This window comes from Lacticaseibacillus nasuensis JCM 17158 (genome assembly GCF_001434705.1).
GTDB classification, from domain to species: domain Bacteria; phylum Bacillota; class Bacilli; order Lactobacillales; family Lactobacillaceae; genus Lacticaseibacillus; species Lacticaseibacillus nasuensis.
In genome coordinates this window covers 175,724-194,305 of record NZ_AZDJ01000003.1, presented here as the reverse complement: position 1 = coordinate 194,305, position 18,582 = coordinate 175,724, and the positions used below count along the sequence as shown (strand labels likewise).

Below are 18,582 nucleotides of genomic sequence, written 5' to 3'. Positions count from 1 at the left end.
CCTTTACTTGAATGCATATGTCCGAATTTCAGCCGGCCGCAGCGCAGTCGTTGCCGCTTGTGGTAGCGCCTCTTCCGTAAAATCAACCAATGTGGCCGACTTGCCAGGCACCGTCACAGTCACGGGCTGAGCCTGCCCGGTCAAGTTGTAGCCGCGCACGAGTAAGGTGTCGCTGGCCGGCGCGTGATATGTCGCCGTCACGGTGAAGGCCGGATTGTCGACGGTGAGGTAAGTCGCTGTGGCGGCCTTAGTTCCTGTATGCCTGCCGGTATCGGCGGTTAACACGGGCACTTGGGCGGCCCGGTCTGCTTGATAAGCGGCCAGCCGTTCGGCATCGGAGCCATCGGTCAACGCGAGGCTGAATTCGGCGTGGAACTCACCGAGGCACTGCGCCTCAGGAGTTGGGAAGTAGCCCCAATCCCCCATTTCACCGATGCACCGCAACAAGGTAATGCCAATTGTTCCAGTGCCTTGCATCACTTCATACTCATGCAGCGCATAATTGCCCACAACCACACTGTGCTTGGCGTCAGCCAATTCGACAAAGGCCTGTTGATGCTCTGGGTGGGTTGGATTTTGCCACGTCTTTGGCACGGTGTTGTCCCGCGTCACCACTTCATAAATCGATTCCGCACGATTCTCAGCAGCGGTAATGCCCGTATCAATTAAGGCCCGAATCCGGTGATCCTTGGCCTGATTATTCCCGGTGACGCTGACGGCCAACCGGTTCCCCACAGTTGGCAACGTTAAGGTCACGTGCAACGCCAGTGGCACCAGCGTTTTGCTCCGCCCTGCCGTTCGTACCGTCATATCAATCACCGCGCGTTGCTCGTGCGCTAACTGCGCATCAGCGCTTACCGGCACCATCAGGGTTTGCGTGTAACGCAACGTCGTGCCACCAATATGGTGCTCCCGCCGCAAGTCACTAATCGGCGCGCCGGTCGACAACACTGTCTGCTGGTCAGCGGATTGCCGGTAGACGTATTCATTCCCGATATCGCCGGTATCCTCAAAGGTTAACGCATGTGGCAATACGGCACCGGTTTGCCGATCGGTGACGGTCAGCTCACCGTTACCGGCCAGGCTTACCCGTAACCGGTCATTTTCCAACACGGGCACATCATCTGGCGCAGGCACGCTCGTCGGCGTCCCAGCAACCAAGGCATACGTTGCCCAAGAAAATGCTGGCAGCTGCGGCGCAATTTCGACATCGAGATACAGTGCCATATACGGCACCCGAAACGCGTGGTCCGGCAAATCGTAACCAAAGCGAACTTCGCTATGGGCAATCCGGCTAGGGATTGCGTGCCCATCGCTGTCAACCACTGCTAACGTCGGCAGAGCCTTGCGCAAGGCCTCCAACTTGGCGTATTGGGCATCTGGCTTGCCTTCACTGAATGGCGCGCGGGCGTATTCAACCCGCACGGTAACAGGTTCTTGCTTCGTCGCACCGGTGGTATTCAACAGCACGAACGGTTTGCTACCAGCGGGGCAAGCGCTCGTATCGATTTGGCCGACGAACGCGGCCAACGCCGTATCGCGAACGGATTCGCCCACGGCTTGTGCATTTTCAAAACGGGCCATCATCCCGCGGTGCACCGGATCCACGGAGCAGCCGCAAATACTGTCATGAGGATTATTTTGAAGCAAGGTCCGCCAGGCATAATCCAGGCGGTCTTGGTTCGTTGGAGTCCAAGTACCCGACAGTGCGAGTAGCGGTTCCGCCTCGTTTTCTAATAAGCGTTCCGTACGCACATTTTGTTGCTTCAGGTAGATCCGGCTCGATGCGGTATTGGCCAGCGTGTACCAACCATCTGTGGCCTGGCTCGTTAACTCGCCGTGAATCGTTGACAAATCAGCTGGCAAATCAGCCTTCAACGCCTTGATGTAGGCTGGGAAGTTCGAGTGAATGAATTCATAATCCGGGAACAGCTGATTGGCCAATTCGATGGCCTGCGTCAAGTTTTGTTGTACTGGCTGGTGGTCGACGCCGTTCATGAACAACAAATTATCCGTCGCCGCGTATCGCTCAGCGTCGGCGAGGTGTTTGGTCCAGTATGCCTTAGCAGCCTCGGGCTCGGCCGGAATCTCGTTGCCGTTGGAGTACCAATTGGCGAATAAAATACCGAGGATTTTGCTGCCATCTGGGCCCTCCCACCACATTTCCGAATAGGTGGAATCGAACTTGCCTCGACTAGTTTGGTTGTTGAACCCAGTTGGCGTGACCCCGCGCCCCCAAGCGGCTGTATCAAGGTGTGCCAGTTTCATCATCTGGGCCGTTTGCCCCATGTTGCCGAAGGTATCGGGGAAGTAGCCCAGCGGCACTGGCGACCCCCACTGGTGACTCGCCTTGAGTCCGTACAAGGTGTTCCGGGTATTGGCTTCGCCGCTGATGAGAAAATCATCCTGCAAGATGTAAAACGGACCGATTCGCAGCTTGCCTGCCTTGATCCAATGCGCTAGTTCATCGCGCTTCTCCGGCCGCACCGCTAGGTAGTCGTCGAGGATGATGGTTTGACCATCAAGGTGGAAACTGTCAAACTTGGGATCCGTTTCAAACAGGTGAAACAGGTCATCCATCAAGGTAATCAGGCGCATGTGGTGCTTTTCGTACGCCATGTACCACTCGCGGTCCCAGTGACTATGAGAAATGATAAAGACTTTTTTCTTTGCCAATTTTGCTTCCTCCTACTGGATTACGCGCAGATCAAAGTAATCCATCACTAACTCACAAAACATCATGTTGGCCCAGCTGAACCATTCACGGGTAAACTGGCTCGGGTCTTCAACGTTAAAGCTCTCGTGCATGCGCTGCGTACCCGCCGTTGTGTTGGCCAACAAATCCAGCAACCGCGCCTTTTCCGTTCGATCTGATTGCGTCAATCCTTGCACTGCCAAGGCAATTGGCCAGATGCAGTGCGCGGGGGTGTGCGGTGAGCCCAACCCCGCCCCGAAGCTACCCGCATAGTAATAAGGATTCTCAGGTGACAAGATCGTCCGACGCGTCGCCTGGTAGGTCGGGTCATCAGCAGCCACCGCACCAAGATACGGCAGACTCAACAGGTTCGGGACATTGGCGTCGTCCATCAACAGCTGGTTGCTCCCACCATCGACTTCATAGGCGTAGATTGCCTCGCCTGCCGCGTTTTTGGTCATGCCGTATTGGCGGACCGCCGTGGCGATTTCATCCGCCAGCGCAACAAATTCGTGCGCCTCTGCTGGCTTGTGCAAGACCGTCTCGTAAATCTCGGCCAGGTGCCGCAGTACCTCAACGGCGAACAGATTCGATGGAATCAAATAGCCATAGACGCACGCGTCGTCGCTCGGCCGAAAACCGTTCCAAGACAAGCCCGTCTGAACGACTGGCCGGCCGACCCCCTCGATCAAAGTGTCTTCGGGACGCTCTTCACCCCGATGAAAATGGTAAGGCGAATGGGCATGGTCTTGTTCTTGACGAATCACCTTCACCATCGCAGCAATGGCCTTTTCGAATTGGGCGTTGAAGTGGCTCGTCCGGCCAGTGTTCTTCCAAAATAGATAAGCCAGTTGGGCTGGGTAACACAACGAGTCAAGCTCGTATTTCCGCTCCCAGATCCACGGTCCCATTTCGGTATCGTCGGTTTGCCAGCCGGCCCCATTGGCAGCCTGGTTGAAGGCGTTGGCATAAGGGTCAAGCGCCATGTTGAACATTTGGCGATTGATGACCTTTTCGATGACGTCGGCCAACTCAGGATCCGTTTGTGCTGGCACCAGGTAAGGCCGCATCTGCGCCGTCGAATCCCGTTGCCACATCGCTGGAATGTCGCCCGTCAGAACGAAAATCCGTTCCGCCCCATCCGCAACCAACGCATTTTGCAGCGTATCGGCGTACGTCGCAGCGAAGATTTCGCCCCACTCCCGATGTTCCGGACCACACAGGGCCTGTACCTGTGAAATAAACTTTGTTGCGCCTTGGGTCATAAAGCCGCTCATTGTCATTACCTCGCTTGGTATATTTTTACGCTTGAAATATACCATGCACCCGGCTAGAATAACAGGCAAGCGATTACATTTTCTGGCGAAAGTTGTTGGCCAGACTATATCAAGTGAGGTAGACATGGCGAAGTATCAAGATCTCTTTAATCGTCTCAAAATGGCGATTTTGCGCGGCGAGTACGCGCCTAACCAGCGGCTCCCCAGCGAAAACGCCTTAGCTATTCGGTATCGGCTCAGTCGCATCACCACCAAACGCGCCCTCAACGAGTTGGTCGCTGCTGACTTAGTCTATCGGGTCCAAGGCAAGGGCACATTTGTCAAGCCGCATACCAGCACGGCATCGCGAGACTTGTTGCTGGTGCTTCCCTTTACCGACCCGCGGCAATTTGGGGATTACCAAAGCGGCATTACCCAGACCCTGCGCGGCACCACTTGGCAATTAACCACTATCACGAATCCAACATTCGCTAAGCTGTCCCCGGCCGACTTACGCGAGCAGTATGCTGGTGTGATTTACTACCCGGAACAGCTCGGCGTCGAGTTACCGCACCTGATTGCAATTTTCGAAAACGGCTTGCCATTGGTGTTACTCGACAAGCGGCCTGGGGCGTTGGCCGTACCGAGCATCATCAGTGATAACGCGGAAGGTGGTGCCTTGGCCCTGCATCACCTGCAACAGTTAGGGCACCGGCGCATCGCCTTTTACCCGGGGCATCCATTTTGGGAATCCTACACCGATACCGTTAGCGATCGCTTCTTCGGATATCTCAACGCCTATCGGGGCTTGGCGCCCTCGGCGGAACCCTTGCACTGGGCCCAAGCCCTGTATGGGGCGCCCGCCGAGCAGATTCGTGATTTTCTCCAGGCACACCACATCACCGGCATTATCGCAGAAAACGATTTAGAGGCGCTCAAGTTGATGCACGGTCTGCAACGCATCGACGCCCCGTTTGCCGCAAAGCTGTCGGTTATCGGCTTCGATGACCTGCCAGCGGCCGCTCAGAACACACCACCGCTGACCACTATCGTGCAGGACTTCCCTGCCATGGGCACCGAGGCCGTCACCGCTTTGCTCAGCCAAATCAACAACCCTACCAAGCTCTTCAACCAGCCGGTTACCGTGCCGGTCAAACTCGTCGCGCGTCAATCAACTAAACCCAAAGGAGAATCTAATGCAGACTTCTGACATCGACACCCGCATCGGCACCGCCAACACCGGGAGCTTCTCTCATGGCAACACGTTACCGCTCACCGGAGTGCCATTCGGAATGAACTACCTGAGCGTGCAAAGCGTCAACGAAGACACCGCTTGGTGGTTTGATCCCACTGAGCCGCAGTTCACCGGCATTCGATTGACCCATCAGCCCAGTCCGTGGATCAATGACTTTCAGCACCTCCAGTTTCTGGCGTTGACGCAGGCCATCGCGCCGAATTTTGAAGGCGACTACCGGCCACAAGAAGCGACTTTCGCACCAGATTACCTGCGGCTGGTGGAGCAGACGCAAGGCGTGACCTATGAGGCGACTAACAGCACTACCGGCGGTGCGTTACGGTTCACGGCCAGCAACCACTTAACATTGCGGCTGACGATGCCAAAACGCGTTACCCTCGTCGAAACCACCACCCACACCCTCACGTTAGCGTTACAAAATTTTTCCGCCTGCATCGACCCCGACTTCACCATGTGGTGCACCTTGCGCCTACCAGACACTGCCGAGCCAGCCACGGCTCGGTTAGTCGATGGCCAACTGGACGTGGCGCTCAACACCAACCAGGCGACCGTTTGGTTTGCGACGTCATTCATCAGCGCGGCACAAGCTGCCGTTAACCTCAACCGCCTCCCTGCTAGTTTCGAGGAATTGCGCGCAGCCGATGCGGCGGCATGGCAAGCTAAGTTTGACTTGATTGCGATCACCGATCACCATCCGCAGCGGGTGGCGACGTTTTACCACAACCTCTATCGCGCCTTACTGTTTCCAATGCAGTTTTACGAAACTACCGAAACTGGCGAAACGGTGCATTATGACACCACCAGCCGGACCGTCCGGCCTGGTAAACTCTTCACTAACAATGGCTTTTGGGACACGTATAAAACCGCCTATCCGTTTTATAGTCTGTTGTTGCCAACCGAATACCATAATTTTCTCGAAGGCTTTCTCAACAGCTACCGCGAAACCGGCTTTCTGCCTCGGTGGCTCTCGCCTGATGAACGTGGCATGATGCCTGGCACGATGGTGGATGCGGTCATCGCCGATGCGGCGGTCAAACAAATCGGCTCGGAACTGATGCCGGAGTTCTTAACTGCCATGATCCACGGGGCTGAAACCGTCAGCGACGATGTTCGCTACGGCCGCGAAGGGCTAGCCGATTACCTCAAGCTCGGTTACGTCCCGGCCGAAATTGACGAAAGTGTGAATAAGACGCTCGATTATGCCTACAGCGACTGGTTAATTAGCGTCGTGGCTGGCACGCTGAACGACACCGCCACCCAAGCCAAGTATGCTACGCGCAGCCAAAACTACCGCAAGCTGTTCGACCCCGCCGTTGGCCTCATGCATCCCCGTCTGCGTAACGGTGAGTTCACGCCTAACTTCGATCCATTGGATTGGGGGAGCGGCTATACCGAAGGCAGCGCATGGCAAAATAGTTTCGCCGTATATCAAGATCTGCCTGGTTTAATCGAGCTCACCGGCGGCTCGGCAGCGTTCACCGCACAGCTCCACCGGCTGGTGAACCAGCCGTCCACCTACCATGTCGGCACGTATCGCGGCGTCATCCATGAAATGCGTGAAATGGCTGCGTTGGACTTTGGTCAACTGGCAATCTCAAATCAACCCAGTTTCCATTTGCCGTACTTGTTTGCCGTGGCAGGCGACGCGGCTGGCACCCAGCTGACGGTGAAGCAGCTCTTGCTCACCGCCTTTAACGCTGGTCCCACCGGGTATCCCGGTGATGAAGACAACGGCTCAATGAGTAGTTGGTACCTGTGGTCCAGCCTTGGCCTCTATCCGGTCACCCCGGGCTCTGGTGAATATGTCTTGGGCATCCCATTCTTCGATGCCGTGACCATTCACCTGCCTAACGACAAGACGCTGACCATCACAACAGCCAACAACCATAATCATATGCAGTTCGTCGGCCTCCGCACATTCAATGGGGCTGACCTAGGCACCAGCATCAGCCACGACGCCCTGGCCAGCGGTGGGACGTTAGCTAGCCGCCTGCAACTGCTGCCAAATCCGCGTTAACAAAAAATTGCGTTCCCCACATCGGGAACGCAATTTTTTGATTGAGGCGAACGCTTTATTTTTGGCTCAAGGAAGGTGCTGCGCCAAAGTGACGTTTGAACAGACGGCTAAAGTAAAACGGATCTTGGTACCCCACCGCATGAGCCACCTCGTGCACGGGGCGGTCGGTATCGTGAAGCATCTGGTTGGCCTTGTTCAACCGAGTCCGGGTTAAAAAGGCAGTGACGGTTTCACCGCGTACGGCCTTAAACGTCCGCGACAGATGCGCCGCACTCACATGCAACGATGCCGCAAGACTGGACAAGGTAAGATCGGTGTCATAGCGAGACTCGATGGCATACACGGCGGCGCTCACCAAGGCCTGTTGGGCGGCCGTCGTTCCCGCCGTTTGCGGCACAACCACCGGATCCGCCGCCACAGCGTTAGCCGGCAACGCCCGCATCAGCAGGCACAACAGCTCCACCACCAGCGCCTGGACCAACACGTCATGGCCGAATTGCCGCGGTTTATTTTCTTCCGCCACAATCCGCTTCGCACAAGCCAAATAGGCCGCTTGCTGATCGCCTAGCGTCACAATTTGCTCGGCAAACGGCAGGTGCTCTGGGGCCATCCCCGGCAATGCCACCCGCCGCAAGCCGATGTGCAACTGTAGGCTTTGTGAATGTGGCGGTTGGGTTTCTTGATGATGTACCCCGGGATTGAACACCAAGACCTGGCCGGCCGTGATTCGCGTGTGCCGACCTTCAATGTTGTAATCCGAGTAGCCCGATAACATGGTTGAGATTTCAATGAAGTCGTGTTGATGATACGGAAAAGTCCCCGGGTGGTCGTTATGGTATGCAAACGCATACAAAACATCCGGCGCAAAACTCTTAAGTTCCATGGTGCGCCTCCTTCACTCCACTCACCGTCATCCTATCAAAATAACACAGGAATACAAGCAAAAAACTCCATTCTTATTTGGCAAAAATTCGCCATAATACCTCTGAACATGAATTTGCGCGGTGGACGCCGTGCAACTCTGGAGGAAACTGATGAATCCATATACTTGGGTGTGGCAATACGCCCGCAAAAGCCGCGGGTTAATTATCTGGGCCGTGGTGTTGATTCTCGTGAACGCCGCTGGCATTGTCGTTGTGCCGATACTATCTGGGATGATCGTCGACCAAGTCATCGACGAAGGTCATACGGACCGGCTGGTGCCGATGCTCCTGATCATGATCGGCGTCACCCTAGGACGCACCATCGTCCGTTACATTTATGAGGTGTGCTGTGAGCAAGTCGGCCAAAACGCCTTGTTCGATATTCGCCATGACTTGTTTGCGAAGCTGCAAAGCCTCGACTTTAACTTCTTTAACACGGTTCGTACCGGCGATATCATGGCCCGTCTCACCGGCGATACCGATGCGATTCGGCACATGATTGCCTGGGTGTCATACAACGTCGTCGAGTGTATCCTGTGGTTCTTCACCGCCGTGGCCGTGATGGCAACCATTAACGTGCCGTTGATGCTGGCGCTTGTGGTGGTCACGCCTTTGATTGGTTGGCTAACGTTCAAGATGAGCAACGAAGCGCACCCCGTGTTCTTTGAAATTCGCCAAAGCTTCGCCCGTTTGAACGCCATGGTCGAAGAAAATATTTCCGGGAATCGCGTCGTTAAAGCCTTTGCGCGTGAGCCTTTCGAAATCGAGAAATTCGAGCACCTCAACGATGACTACAAGCAGCAAAACATGAACAGCGCGGCTGTGTCTCGCCGCTACTTGCCGCCGCTGGACTTTTTGGCCTCGTTTCTCTCTGTTATTGTCCTGCTGATCGGTGGGGCCTTCGTCATCGGCGGGCAGATGAGTCTTGGTGATTTGGTCACGTTTAACGGCTTCTTGTGGATGCTGAACCAGCCGATGCGCATGAGCGGCTGGCTGGTCAACGACATCCAGCGGTTTTCTGCTGCTACAGTAAAGATTCGCTCAATGCTCGGCGCAAAGCCGGCAATCGTGTCCACGCCCACCGTCGCTGCCAAACAGCTCCAAGGTAAAGTACAGTTCGACCATGTGAGCTTTGCCTATCCCGACGCCCCGGACACCAATGTCTTAACGGACATCAACTTTACCGTCGAACCAGGGCAAACGCTTGGCATTCTCGGCGAAACCGGCGCCGGCAAATCCACCTTGATGAACTTAATTACGCGGTTTTATGACCCTACGGAAGGCCACGTCAAGCTTGACGGCATCGATGCACGCGACTGGCCGGTGGCGACCCTCCGCGATCAGATTACCATCGTGATGCAGGATCTGTTTCTGTTTTCCGACACGATTCAAGACAACATCAGCTATGGCAATCACACCGCCACCCCACCGTTCATCCAGGAAATGGCGACCGTCGCCGATGCGAACGAGTTCATCGCCGCGATGCCAGAAGGTTACGACACCGTCGTCGGTGAACGCGGGGTCGGGCTTTCTGGGGGACAAAAACAGCGCATCTCGCTAACGCGGGCCTTGGTCAAGGATCCAAAGATTCTCATCCTCGATGACACGACGAGCGCCTTGGACATGGAAACCGAAGCCGCTATCCAAACCCGCCTAGGCAATATCACCAACCAAAAAACCGTCTTCGTGATTGCCAGTCGCATCAGCTCGCTGCGCCACGCCGACCAAATCATTGTGCTTCGACACGGCCGTATCGTCGAGCGCGGTACTCATGACCAGCTTGTGGCGGCCAATGGGTATTACGCGGAAACGTACCGCCGGCAATTAGGAAATAACGCGGACTTGAAGGGGGGCGAGTAGCATGGCCAAACGGAATACTTACGACGAAGACGAAGAGCTCGAAGAAAAGTTCAATCTGCACGACTATGTGCGCGTCGCCCATTATCTCATCCCCTACCGCCGGCGGCTGGGCATCGCCTTGGCGTCAATCTTGCTCGGCAACGTCGCCATGATCATGGGGCCATTTTTACTTAAGTCAGCCATCGACTCCGCAATTCCGCAGCACGACATGACCCAGTTGTGGCAGCTTTCGGCATTCTTTCTGATCACCTTGGTGGTCGCCTTCGGGTGCTTCCGCTACCGAATCTGGGCGATTACCGAAATCGGCCAAGACCTGCTCAAGGATATGCGGACGGACATCTTCACGCATTTACAGGAGCTACCATTTAGCTACTTTGATAGCCGTCCACATGGGAAGATTCTGATTCGCGTCGTCAACTATATCAACACGTTGTCTGACCTGTTGAGTAACGGCTTGATCAACTTGATTTCCGACTTGATTTCGCTGGTGGTAACGTTAATCTTCATGTTTGCCATCAACTGGCGGCTCACCTTAGCCAGCCTTGTGTTGATTCCCGTGCTCGCTGTGTGGACCTATTTCGTCCAAGTCGCGCAGCACAAAGCCTACCGCGAATTATCCAACAAACAATCCAATCTGAACGCCTACATCCACGAAAGCATCGCGGGCATTAAGGTCACCCAGGGCTTCGCTCAAGAAGCCAATGCCATCGAAACCTTCGATGGTGTGGCGGAAGAAAATCGCCAGTCCTACATGAAGGCGATTTACGTCCAGTTTGCCTTGTGGCCAGGGGTGCAAAATATTTCCGTTTTGACCACTGCCTTAATCTATTACATTGGGATTCAACACGTCGGCGTCATTGTGAGCACCGGGACCTTGATTGCCTTCCTGGGTTACATCAACAATTTCTGGAACCCGGTCATCAACATCGGGAACTTCTATAACTCACTGATCACCGCTACGGCCTATCTCGAACGGATCTTCGAAACCCTTGACGAGCAACCGGAAGTCAAAGACGCCCCTGGTGCCTTCGCCTTACCACCGATCAAGGGTGACGTTCAGTTCGATGACGTCTCATTCCGCTATGATGCAGATTCGCCGATGACCTTAAAGCACGTCTCTTTCCATGCTGAACCCGGGCAAACCATCGCGTTAGTTGGCCCTACTGGCGCCGGGAAATCAACGATTATCAACCTCCTGTCACGCTTCTACAACGTCACGCAAGGCGCCGTGTTGATTGACGGTGTCGACATTTCGCGGGTAACTATCGAATCCCTTCGTGCGCAAATGGGCGTCATGCAGCAAGATACCTTCATCTTTTCAGGGGACATTCTGGACAATATCCGCTACGGGAAGCTCGATGCCACCGAAGAAGAGGTCATTGCGGCGGCAAAAGTTGCCCGCGCTGATGATTTCATTCGCCAGTTGAAAGACGGTTACCACACCACCGTTCAAGAACGTGGGGTCACCCTGTCCGCTGGTCAGCGCCAACTGATTGCCTTTGCTCGCACCCTACTGGCCGATCCGCGCATCCTGATTCTCGACGAGGCCACTGCGGCAATCGACTCACAAACCGAGATTCTACTGCAGGAAGGTCTTCAACATTTGCTCGCCGGGCGCACCAGCTTTATCGTTGCCCACCGGCTTTCGACAATTCGCGCCGCCGATCAGATTCTAGTGGTCAACGATGGGCAAATCGTTGAGGCCGGCACGCATCAGGAACTATTAGCGAAGCATGGCGAATACTTCCAGCTGTATGAATCACAATACAAAATGCTAGAAGAATAGGAAAAAATCCCGAAGCCGTTAGTCTTCGGGATTTTTGTTACGCATGTTGCTGCAGATAATGTACCGCCGCCCCAACGAGATTAGCATCGTTGCGGAACTGTGCAATCCGCACATCCGGACGAACTGGGGCAATCGCCACAGTGGTCATCACGTCATCTAACGCCGCTGACACACCGGGAAGAAACGCCGGATTGGCCGACACCCCACCAGCTAAGACGAAGCATGTCGGATCAATGCTGTATTGTAGATTAAAAATGGTCCGCGCCAATACTTCATTCATCCGCTGCAGGTACTGCGCGCTGGTGCTATCGCCTTGAGCCGCTCGGTCGAACAAATCACGGCCACTGACGGGCACCTCATCCGGGTGATCCGCGCTATACGCCAGGGCCATATTCACTGCGGTCCCACCGCGACTCACTGTCAACGCCGCATCCGTCAACATATAGCCAAACTCGCCGCCAAGCAAATGCGCCCCATGCCGGACGCGCCCATCCAAAATCACCGCACCGCCAACACCAGTGCCGATGACCAGCACCACGACATCGCTGATACCTTTCGCCGCGCCATATGTTGCTTCGCCCAGCGCTGCGCAATTCGCATCGTTTTCGATGCTGACCGGTACCCCGAAGCGCTCGGTAAGTTCGCTGATCAAAGGGCGGCCATGGGTGTAATCCGCTGCACCAGCGCCGCTAATGATCCCAGTGGTCACATCGACGACGCCGGCGGTACTGATACCGACGCCAGTGATCGTCGATGTCTCCTTCATTGCAGCCACTTCATTACTGATCAGCGTTAAAAAAGCCGACAGGGTTTGCGGGGTCGCGACTGCATGCTGATCATGCACCGCCGTCTTGGCCCAAATGCCGAACTTAATACTCGTGCCTCCGATGTCGATCAATCCGATTGCCATGTCCTTCACTCCTTTTCCCCAGTGTACCGGATTGTCTTGCTCTGCGTCACCTGACATGTGCGTCTATAACAAGTTTGCCCAACCGCCCGAGTGAAGCGGTGTACACCAATTAATAAAAGGCTTACACTGAAAACGACTGAAAATCAAGGAGGAATGACATCGTGCACGCATTACCCAAAGACTTTCTCTGGGGCAATTCGACCTCAAGCATGCAAACTGAAGGCGCAGATCAAGAAGACGGCAAAGGCAAATCGGTGTACTCTGACCGCCCAGCCACCGCTAACGCGAGTGACTGGCAAGTCGCCATCGACGAATATCACCGCTATCCCGAAGACATCGCGTTGATGAAAGCAGCTGGCATGAACTGCTACCGGTTCCAGATTTCTTGGAGTCGGGTGTGTCCCACCGGCGACGGCGATTTTAACGAGGCTGGGATTGCCTTTTATGCCAAGCTCATTGACGACCTGCTGGCCGCAGGCATCACACCAATGGTCTGCCTCTATCACTTCGATATGCCGCTGGCTCTGGCCAAGCAATATAACGGGTTCATGAGTCGCCATGTTGTTGAGGCCTTCGTACGTTACGCCAAGGCCATGATTGACCGCTTTGCCGACAAGGTGCCCTACTGGCTGACCTTTAACGAGCAGAACCTCTATTTCCAGCCCGACGCGTTCTTGATTAGTGGTTACGACCATGGCAATCGTAGCTTGTCGGATCTTTACACCATCAACCATCACGTCATGCTTGCTCATGCCACTGTAGCCAATTACCTTCACGCCACAACGCATGCCCAGATTGGCGGAATGCTGGCCTATGTGCAAACCTATCCGGCGAGCCCCGATCCGCAAGACGCCTTATACGCCCAACAAATCGATGAGTTCCTTAACCGTAACCAGCTTGATGTCTTCGTCAATGGCCACTATTCGTCACAAGTCATGCGCTACATGGCAAACCACGATATCGATGGCGACATTCAAGATGCAGACTTAGCGATTCTGGCCGAGTGTCACAGCGACTACATTGCCTTTAGTTACTACCAAAGCACCTTGATTGATAGCCACCACGTTCCAATCGGCACCGCCCCCAACAACTACCTAGCCGCCGGTGGCCTCACGCAGAATCCAACTCTCCCAGCCAACGAATGGCATTGGGTGGTCGACCCGACTGGTTTCCGCAACCTCATGACTAGCGTCTATAACAGTTACCACACACCAATGTTTCCGGTTGAAAATGGCCTCGGCGTCCGTGAACAATATGATGGCAAACCAATCAATGATGATTACCGTATTGCCTATCACCGCGCCCACCTGCAGGCACTAAAGGCTGCCTATGGCGAAGACGGCGTACCAATAATCGGCTATCTAGGGTGGGGCTTGATTGATATTCCTTCTTCCAGCGGCAACATGGACAAGCGTTATGGCCTTGTTTACGTCGACCGAACGAACCATGATTTACGCACGTTGGCCCGGATCCCGAAGCGCTCCTATGAGTGGTTCAAGCAAGTCACAATGAGCAATGGTGAACGGCTGGATTAAGGACGTTGCTTGAATCTACTGAAGCTGTTACCATCAAGCTAAGTAATCGCTTACTTTGGAGGTGACAGGATGATTCAAATCTTACTGGTTTGTTCCGCCGGCATGTCGACTCACCTATTAGTGCGCCGCATGCAACAAGCTGCACCTGCAAACATCACCGTCACCGCCACTGCTGCCGCCACAGCGGGCGAGGTAGCAAAGGAGCTAGCCCCGGGCCTGGTGATGCTAGGGCCTCAGGTTCGGTTCATGATTGACCAATTGCGCCATCAGGTCACCGCCCCGTTGGTGATTCTCGACACCCAAGCCTTCATGCAGATGGATGGTTCGGCGCTGATGGCGCAAGCTATGGCGGCGCTCGCTCCGGCACCACCCTCGCCACCTCACGCTTAGCTTTGACAAAAATGCGCCACGAATGATTTTCTCATTCGTGGCGCATTTGCGCTTGTGGCATCACTTGGCTACTCGCGTTATCACGCTTTCAGTCCCTGTTGCGATTAAATCCTGAATTCGGTCCAGTAAGAGCAACAACCACCCAAAGGCCAAAAGGAAATCAAGCATCTCAAACGCGGCCAACGAAAGATACCCCCAGACCTTAAAACCCATCGCAATGACTACCAAGGTGGCCGCTACGCCATAGGACAACCACAAGAAATCGCGCGTGACCCGTGGCAATAACCATCGCACTCCAGCGATGAGGCTGATGATAAACCACACCAATAGCCAAGAGACCCGGTCGTGCCACACGTGCCCGGCAGCATTATTTGGAATGGCCCCGACAGCCCCAAAATCCAACGCCGTGGCGGATAAAATTAGTCGTAAGACCAACAACCGCTTTGAGCCAGGAAACTGCGCCTGCAACGCGACAAACAGATAATCAATCAATGCGAACATCAGCAATGCCGAGAAAATCAGCGTGAGATTGAACTGCCAAGCATTGGTGGCGGCCGCCGTCCCGAGGAAGCTCAGATTATGTTGCCACCAGTGATGCTGGCCGTTGGTCGCCATCGAGATGACTACCCCGCACACAATCACCAAGGTCAACAGCGTCGACAGCACACCGGCATCGATGGCTAATGCTGCATATACCATGACGATATTCACGAAGAGGCCAAAAATGAAGAAAATCAGACTCGCAGTGAACCGGTCAAAGCTGGCGCCCGCAAACGCCGAGCCCAGCAACCAGAACCACCCTAACAAGCCTAGCAACAGAATCACTGTGACTGCCAACGTGATCACCGGAAACGTCCGCCAGTACACACTAGCTTTGTAGGTGTGATTGACTCGCCGGCGATTACGAATGAAGAATCCGGCAAACAACAACATCCCCACCAGGACCCCGACTAAGATAAACCAGCTGGCCAAAGATTGCGAGCCGGTTAGGCTTATTTGTGCAGTCAGTCGATTCGCCAAGTAAAAGCCGATACTGGCGATAAACGCCGTTACCACCGGCCAAATCCACACGCTAAGCTGAAAGATCCGCAACGGCAGGTCGGTAAACTGAACGACCAACTGGTTATTTTTCACCACCAAGCGCACCGGCGTCTCCGCATTCAGGTGCAACTGCTCCCCCACCTTCGCTGGAATCGTTAAATGAAAATCATTTTCCTTCATGTTGTCCTCCAATTCGCTACCTAATCATACCGGATTTTCAGACGTTGCGCGCAGGGAATTTATCTACTGTGTAATGGGACAAACAAAAGGCCGCTCAAGAGGAGCGGCCTTCATTGTCAATTAATTGATTTCGATATGATGTGGATCTTGGGTAACTTCAGTGAGCTTTGGTAACGTAATCGTCAGCACACCTTTGTCGTAACTGGCCTTGATATTTGCCTCGTCAACATTTGGCAAACGGTAGCTACGGCTCATCGACCCATAGTGTCGCTCGCTCATTAACAAGTTGCCGTCTTTATCTTCGTGATCGTCAAAGCCAGCCTTTTTAACACCAATGTTTAACACGTTGTCTTGATAGTTCAGCTGGATGTCTTGCTTCTCAATGCCAGGCACATCCACCTTTGCGATATAGGACTTATCGGTTTCCTTGATGTCCGTCTTCAGGACCTGACTGGCCTGTGCAGGCGCGAAGTCCGCAAAGAAGCGACGACCAAAGTCACCAAAGAACGGATCATCCAACCAATCATTGCGACGCATCAATTCATTTGCCATAACAATCATCCTTTCTATCTGCTTGGGACCAACTACACCTAATATTTTGCCACGATGCTAGTGCGAGATGCGAGGATTACGATCAGGCACTTGGTTGTTCCCTTGTTTACATAATGTATTATCACGCAAATTAGCACTCTTGTCAATAGAGTGCTAAAATTTTTCAACAAAATCTCTGGATCACCGCTTTCGGAAATCGTTGGTCAGTGGTCTGGCTTTCCGAGTGTGGTCGTTGCGAATGGTTAGTGAATGACGGACTTCTACACGTGATTCACACGTTATCCCCTATAGTTATCCACACTGGGGAAAACTCATGGACCAAATATAGCGTCCGGAAGAAACATTGACACCATATTTTGCCGGGGCAAAAATCAAGAGAATTATTTTCTGATCACGTTTGTCCACAACCCTCATTCTCCAATTTTCCAATCGCTGATGCGTGAAACGCCTACTCGCACAGGGTTCATTCCAGAAGCTATGACTGGCAATTTTTATTTATCCACAGGTTGTTCACAGGGTTAATCGTTCGCTCCGAATCTTCGTTCAGCCTAGTTATGAACACTATCCACAGAGTTATCCACAGCCCAGCTCGTAAGTTATCCCCGGGTCGAATTCACACTTGACAAAGCTTGCTCGAACATTTGGCCGGTGAAATTATGAAGCATTCGTAGTTTTGGCGTGAAACACCTGTTCACTCGCCTGAAATAAGAAGTCCCCCGACCACACAAAAACGCGACCGAGGCTTTGCTCGATCGCGCAATGGTTACTTGTTGGTACTCGTGCTACTACTCATGGACTTGGTCAGCTTAACGCTGACAGTTTTCTTCGTTCCTTGATGGTAGTAGGTCAGCTTTATCGTATCGCCGACACTGTGCTTGTACAGCGCCGTCCGCAGGTCTGCGACGCCGGTCACTGTATCATCGCCAATGCCGACGATGACATCATACTGCTTAACCCCGGCAGCTTTGGTGACGCTGCCGCTGGTGAATCCGGCAATGACAGCACCAGACTTAACGCTAGACGGAATTTTCAACACGGAGCTTTGTTGACTTGCAGAAACGCTACTCAGGTCGCGCACTTCAACCCCGAGTGATGGCCGGGTCACCTTACCATTCGTGGCCAATTGATTGATGATTGAAACGACCTCATCGCTCGGAATGGCAAAGCCCATACCTTCAATCGTCGCTGTCGAGGAATCACTGGCGTTATTCGACAGCTTCATCGAATTAATCCCGATTACTTGCCCAGACAGGTTAATCAGTGGGCCGCCAGAATTCCCGGAATTAATCGCGGCATCAGTTTGAATGACGGTTGCTTGACCAGTCTCCTGGCCGGTTTCTTCGTCAGTTACCGCGACGGTACGATCCGTGGCACTAATGATTCCTTGGGTCACGCTGGTAGCATAATCTGAACCGAGCGGCGAGCCAATAGCGAGCACCGTTTCGCCAGCCTTCAACTTGCTTGAATCGCCGAAAGAAGCAACGGTGCTGATTTTGCTCCCATCGATACTTAATACTGCCAGGTCCGTCGTTTCATCGGTCCCAACCAACTTCGCCGTCAGCTTGGACCCATCGCTAAGAATGACTTCCAGCTTGTCTGAATCAGCGACCACGTGATTGTTCGTGACTAGGTAGGCCTTACCATCCTTCTTTTGATAAATCACGCCTGAGCCTTCACTGGCCTCTTGCAAAGTCCCTGAATTCGCACTCGATGAGCCGTCATTGCTTCCACTAGAATCGGAATCATCACCAAAAATCTGACTCCACTGATCGAGTCCAGAGCTCGTACTTTGCGCCTTTTGCAAATTGACGACGGTCACGACCGCCTTTTCCACCTTGGCGTAGGCCGCACTCGAGGCGCTACTAGTATTCACCGACACGTTTGAGACTTTCGTCGTGCCAGCTTGCTTGCTCGTACTCGTGACCCCCAAGTCACCATTCGCTTGCTGACTGAAGGCCCAATATGCCGCACCGCCGCCGACGCCTCCGCCAACGATTGCCGCAACAGCCGCAATCACAACTGTTTTCCATAACGTGCTCCGATGACGCTTTGGCGCTGGTTGTGGTGTTGATTCTGGACCATTAATTGATTGATTTTGATTGTTATCCATGACGATCCCTCCTCGCTCATTTAGCTTACAGTATCAGCTTACCGACCCCGTATGACGTTTCTGTGAAGTTTG

At 53.9% G+C, this 18,582-nt stretch carries 13 protein-coding genes; 6 read left to right on the top strand and 7 right to left on the bottom strand.

Going from position 1 to position 18,582, the window contains the following annotated elements:
- Positions 1 to 3: 3 nt before the first annotated feature.
- Positions 4 to 2,676: an alpha-mannosidase gene (locus FD02_RS02640; RefSeq protein WP_056950204.1), complete on the bottom strand. Its 2,673-nt coding sequence runs from the start codon at positions 2,674 to 2,676 to the stop codon at positions 4 to 6.
- A 12-nt stretch (positions 2,677 to 2,688) separates the two neighbouring features.
- Entirely contained in the window at positions 2,689 to 3,972 is a 1,284-nt protein-coding gene (locus FD02_RS02635; protein ID WP_056950201.1) for a glycoside hydrolase family 125 protein, read from the bottom strand.
- Positions 3,973 to 4,096: 124 nt separating this feature from the next.
- Here FD02_RS02635 and FD02_RS02630 point away from each other — a divergent pair, with 124 nt between their 5' ends.
- Entirely contained in the window at positions 4,097 to 5,161 is a 1,065-nt protein-coding gene (locus FD02_RS02630; protein WP_056950198.1) for a GntR family transcriptional regulator, read from the top strand.
- Complete coding sequence (locus FD02_RS02625; protein WP_056950195.1) at positions 5,148 to 7,223, top strand: GH92 family glycosyl hydrolase; 2,076 nt, start codon at positions 5,148 to 5,150, stop codon at positions 7,221 to 7,223. Before FD02_RS02630 ends, FD02_RS02625 begins: the two co-directional genes overlap by 14 nt.
- 55 nt (positions 7,224 to 7,278) lie before the next feature.
- Here the strand turns inward: FD02_RS02625 and FD02_RS02620 are convergent, their stop codons facing one another.
- Entirely contained in the window at positions 7,279 to 8,106 is an 828-nt protein-coding gene (locus FD02_RS02620) for an AraC family transcriptional regulator (protein ID WP_054721614.1), read from the bottom strand.
- Positions 8,107 to 8,257: 151 nt separating this feature from the next.
- Here FD02_RS02620 and FD02_RS02615 point away from each other — a divergent pair, with 151 nt between their 5' ends.
- Together FD02_RS02615 and FD02_RS02610 are read left to right on the top strand one after the other, a co-directional pair.
- Positions 8,258 to 10,006, top strand: a complete 1,749-nt coding sequence (locus FD02_RS02615) for an ABC transporter ATP-binding protein (RefSeq protein WP_056950190.1) — start codon at positions 8,258 to 8,260, stop codon at positions 10,004 to 10,006.
- A gap of 1 nt (position 10,007) precedes the next feature.
- Complete coding sequence (locus FD02_RS02610) at positions 10,008 to 11,792, top strand: ABC transporter ATP-binding protein (protein WP_056950187.1); 1,785 nt, start codon at positions 10,008 to 10,010, stop codon at positions 11,790 to 11,792.
- A 37-nt stretch (positions 11,793 to 11,829) separates the two neighbouring features.
- Here the strand turns inward: FD02_RS02610 and FD02_RS02605 are convergent, their stop codons facing one another.
- The gene (locus FD02_RS02605; protein ID WP_056950185.1) at positions 11,830 to 12,702 is read right to left on the bottom strand and encodes an ROK family protein; all 873 of its coding nucleotides are present in this window, start codon (positions 12,700 to 12,702) and stop codon (positions 11,830 to 11,832) included.
- Positions 12,703 to 12,860: 158 nt separating this feature from the next.
- Between FD02_RS02605 and FD02_RS02600 the strand changes: the two genes are divergently transcribed.
- The gene (locus tag FD02_RS02600; RefSeq protein ID WP_082603280.1) at positions 12,861 to 14,237 is read left to right on the top strand and encodes a glycoside hydrolase family 1 protein; all 1,377 of its coding nucleotides are present in this window, start codon (positions 12,861 to 12,863) and stop codon (positions 14,235 to 14,237) included.
- A 69-nt stretch (positions 14,238 to 14,306) separates the two neighbouring features.
- Positions 14,307 to 14,627 (top strand): PTS sugar transporter subunit IIB, encoded by a 321-nt coding sequence (locus FD02_RS02595; protein ID WP_056950183.1) that lies wholly within the window; start codon positions 14,307 to 14,309, stop codon positions 14,625 to 14,627.
- A gap of 60 nt (positions 14,628 to 14,687) precedes the next feature.
- Here the strand turns inward: FD02_RS02595 and FD02_RS02590 are convergent, their stop codons facing one another.
- The 3 genes from FD02_RS02590 to FD02_RS02580 all read right to left on the bottom strand — a co-directional run bounded on the left by FD02_RS02590 (position 14,688) and on the right by FD02_RS02580 (position 18,510).
- Positions 14,688 to 15,848 carry an LPXTG cell wall anchor domain-containing protein gene (locus FD02_RS02590; RefSeq protein ID WP_056950180.1) on the bottom strand — a complete coding sequence of 387 codons (1,161 nt, stop codon included), beginning with the start codon at positions 15,846 to 15,848 and terminating at the stop codon, positions 14,688 to 14,690.
- A 120-nt stretch (positions 15,849 to 15,968) separates the two neighbouring features.
- A complete protein-coding gene (locus FD02_RS02585) occupies positions 15,969 to 16,400 on the bottom strand; it encodes an Hsp20/alpha crystallin family protein (RefSeq protein WP_056950177.1) in 432 nt (143 codons plus the stop codon).
- A gap of 763 nt (positions 16,401 to 17,163) precedes the next feature.
- The gene (locus FD02_RS02580; protein WP_054721609.1) at positions 17,164 to 18,510 is read right to left on the bottom strand and encodes a S1C family serine protease; all 1,347 of its coding nucleotides are present in this window, start codon (positions 18,508 to 18,510) and stop codon (positions 17,164 to 17,166) included.
- Positions 18,511 to 18,582: the final 72 nt, after the last annotated feature.

Bases quoted from the DNA above. Each gene is read 5' to 3' on its own strand.
- FD02_RS02580 (WP_054721609.1), bottom strand. From the start codon at position 18,510: ATGGATAACAATCAAAATCAATCAATTAATGGTCCAGAATCAACACCA.
- FD02_RS02635 (WP_056950201.1), bottom strand. From the start codon at position 3,972: ATGAGCGGCTTTATGACCCAAGGCGCAACAAAGTTTATTTCACAGGTA.
- FD02_RS02585 (WP_056950177.1), bottom strand. From the start codon at position 16,400: ATGGCAAATGAATTGATGCGTCGCAATGATTGGTTGGATGATCCGTTC.
- FD02_RS02605 (WP_056950185.1), bottom strand. From the start codon at position 12,702: ATGGCAATCGGATTGATCGACATCGGAGGCACGAGTATTAAGTTCGGC.
- FD02_RS02590 (WP_056950180.1), bottom strand. From the start codon at position 15,848: ATGAAGGAAAATGATTTTCATTTAACGATTCCAGCGAAGGTGGGGGAG.
- FD02_RS02615 (WP_056950190.1), top strand. From the start codon at position 8,258: ATGAATCCATATACTTGGGTGTGGCAATACGCCCGCAAAAGCCGCGGG.
- FD02_RS02620 (WP_054721614.1), bottom strand. From the start codon at position 8,106: ATGGAACTTAAGAGTTTTGCGCCGGATGTTTTGTATGCGTTTGCATAC.
- FD02_RS02630 (WP_056950198.1), top strand. From the start codon at position 4,097: ATGGCGAAGTATCAAGATCTCTTTAATCGTCTCAAAATGGCGATTTTG.
- FD02_RS02610 (WP_056950187.1), top strand. From the start codon at position 10,008: ATGGCCAAACGGAATACTTACGACGAAGACGAAGAGCTCGAAGAAAAG.
- FD02_RS02625 (WP_056950195.1), top strand. From the start codon at position 5,148: ATGCAGACTTCTGACATCGACACCCGCATCGGCACCGCCAACACCGGG.
- FD02_RS02595 (WP_056950183.1), top strand. From the start codon at position 14,307: ATGATTCAAATCTTACTGGTTTGTTCCGCCGGCATGTCGACTCACCTA.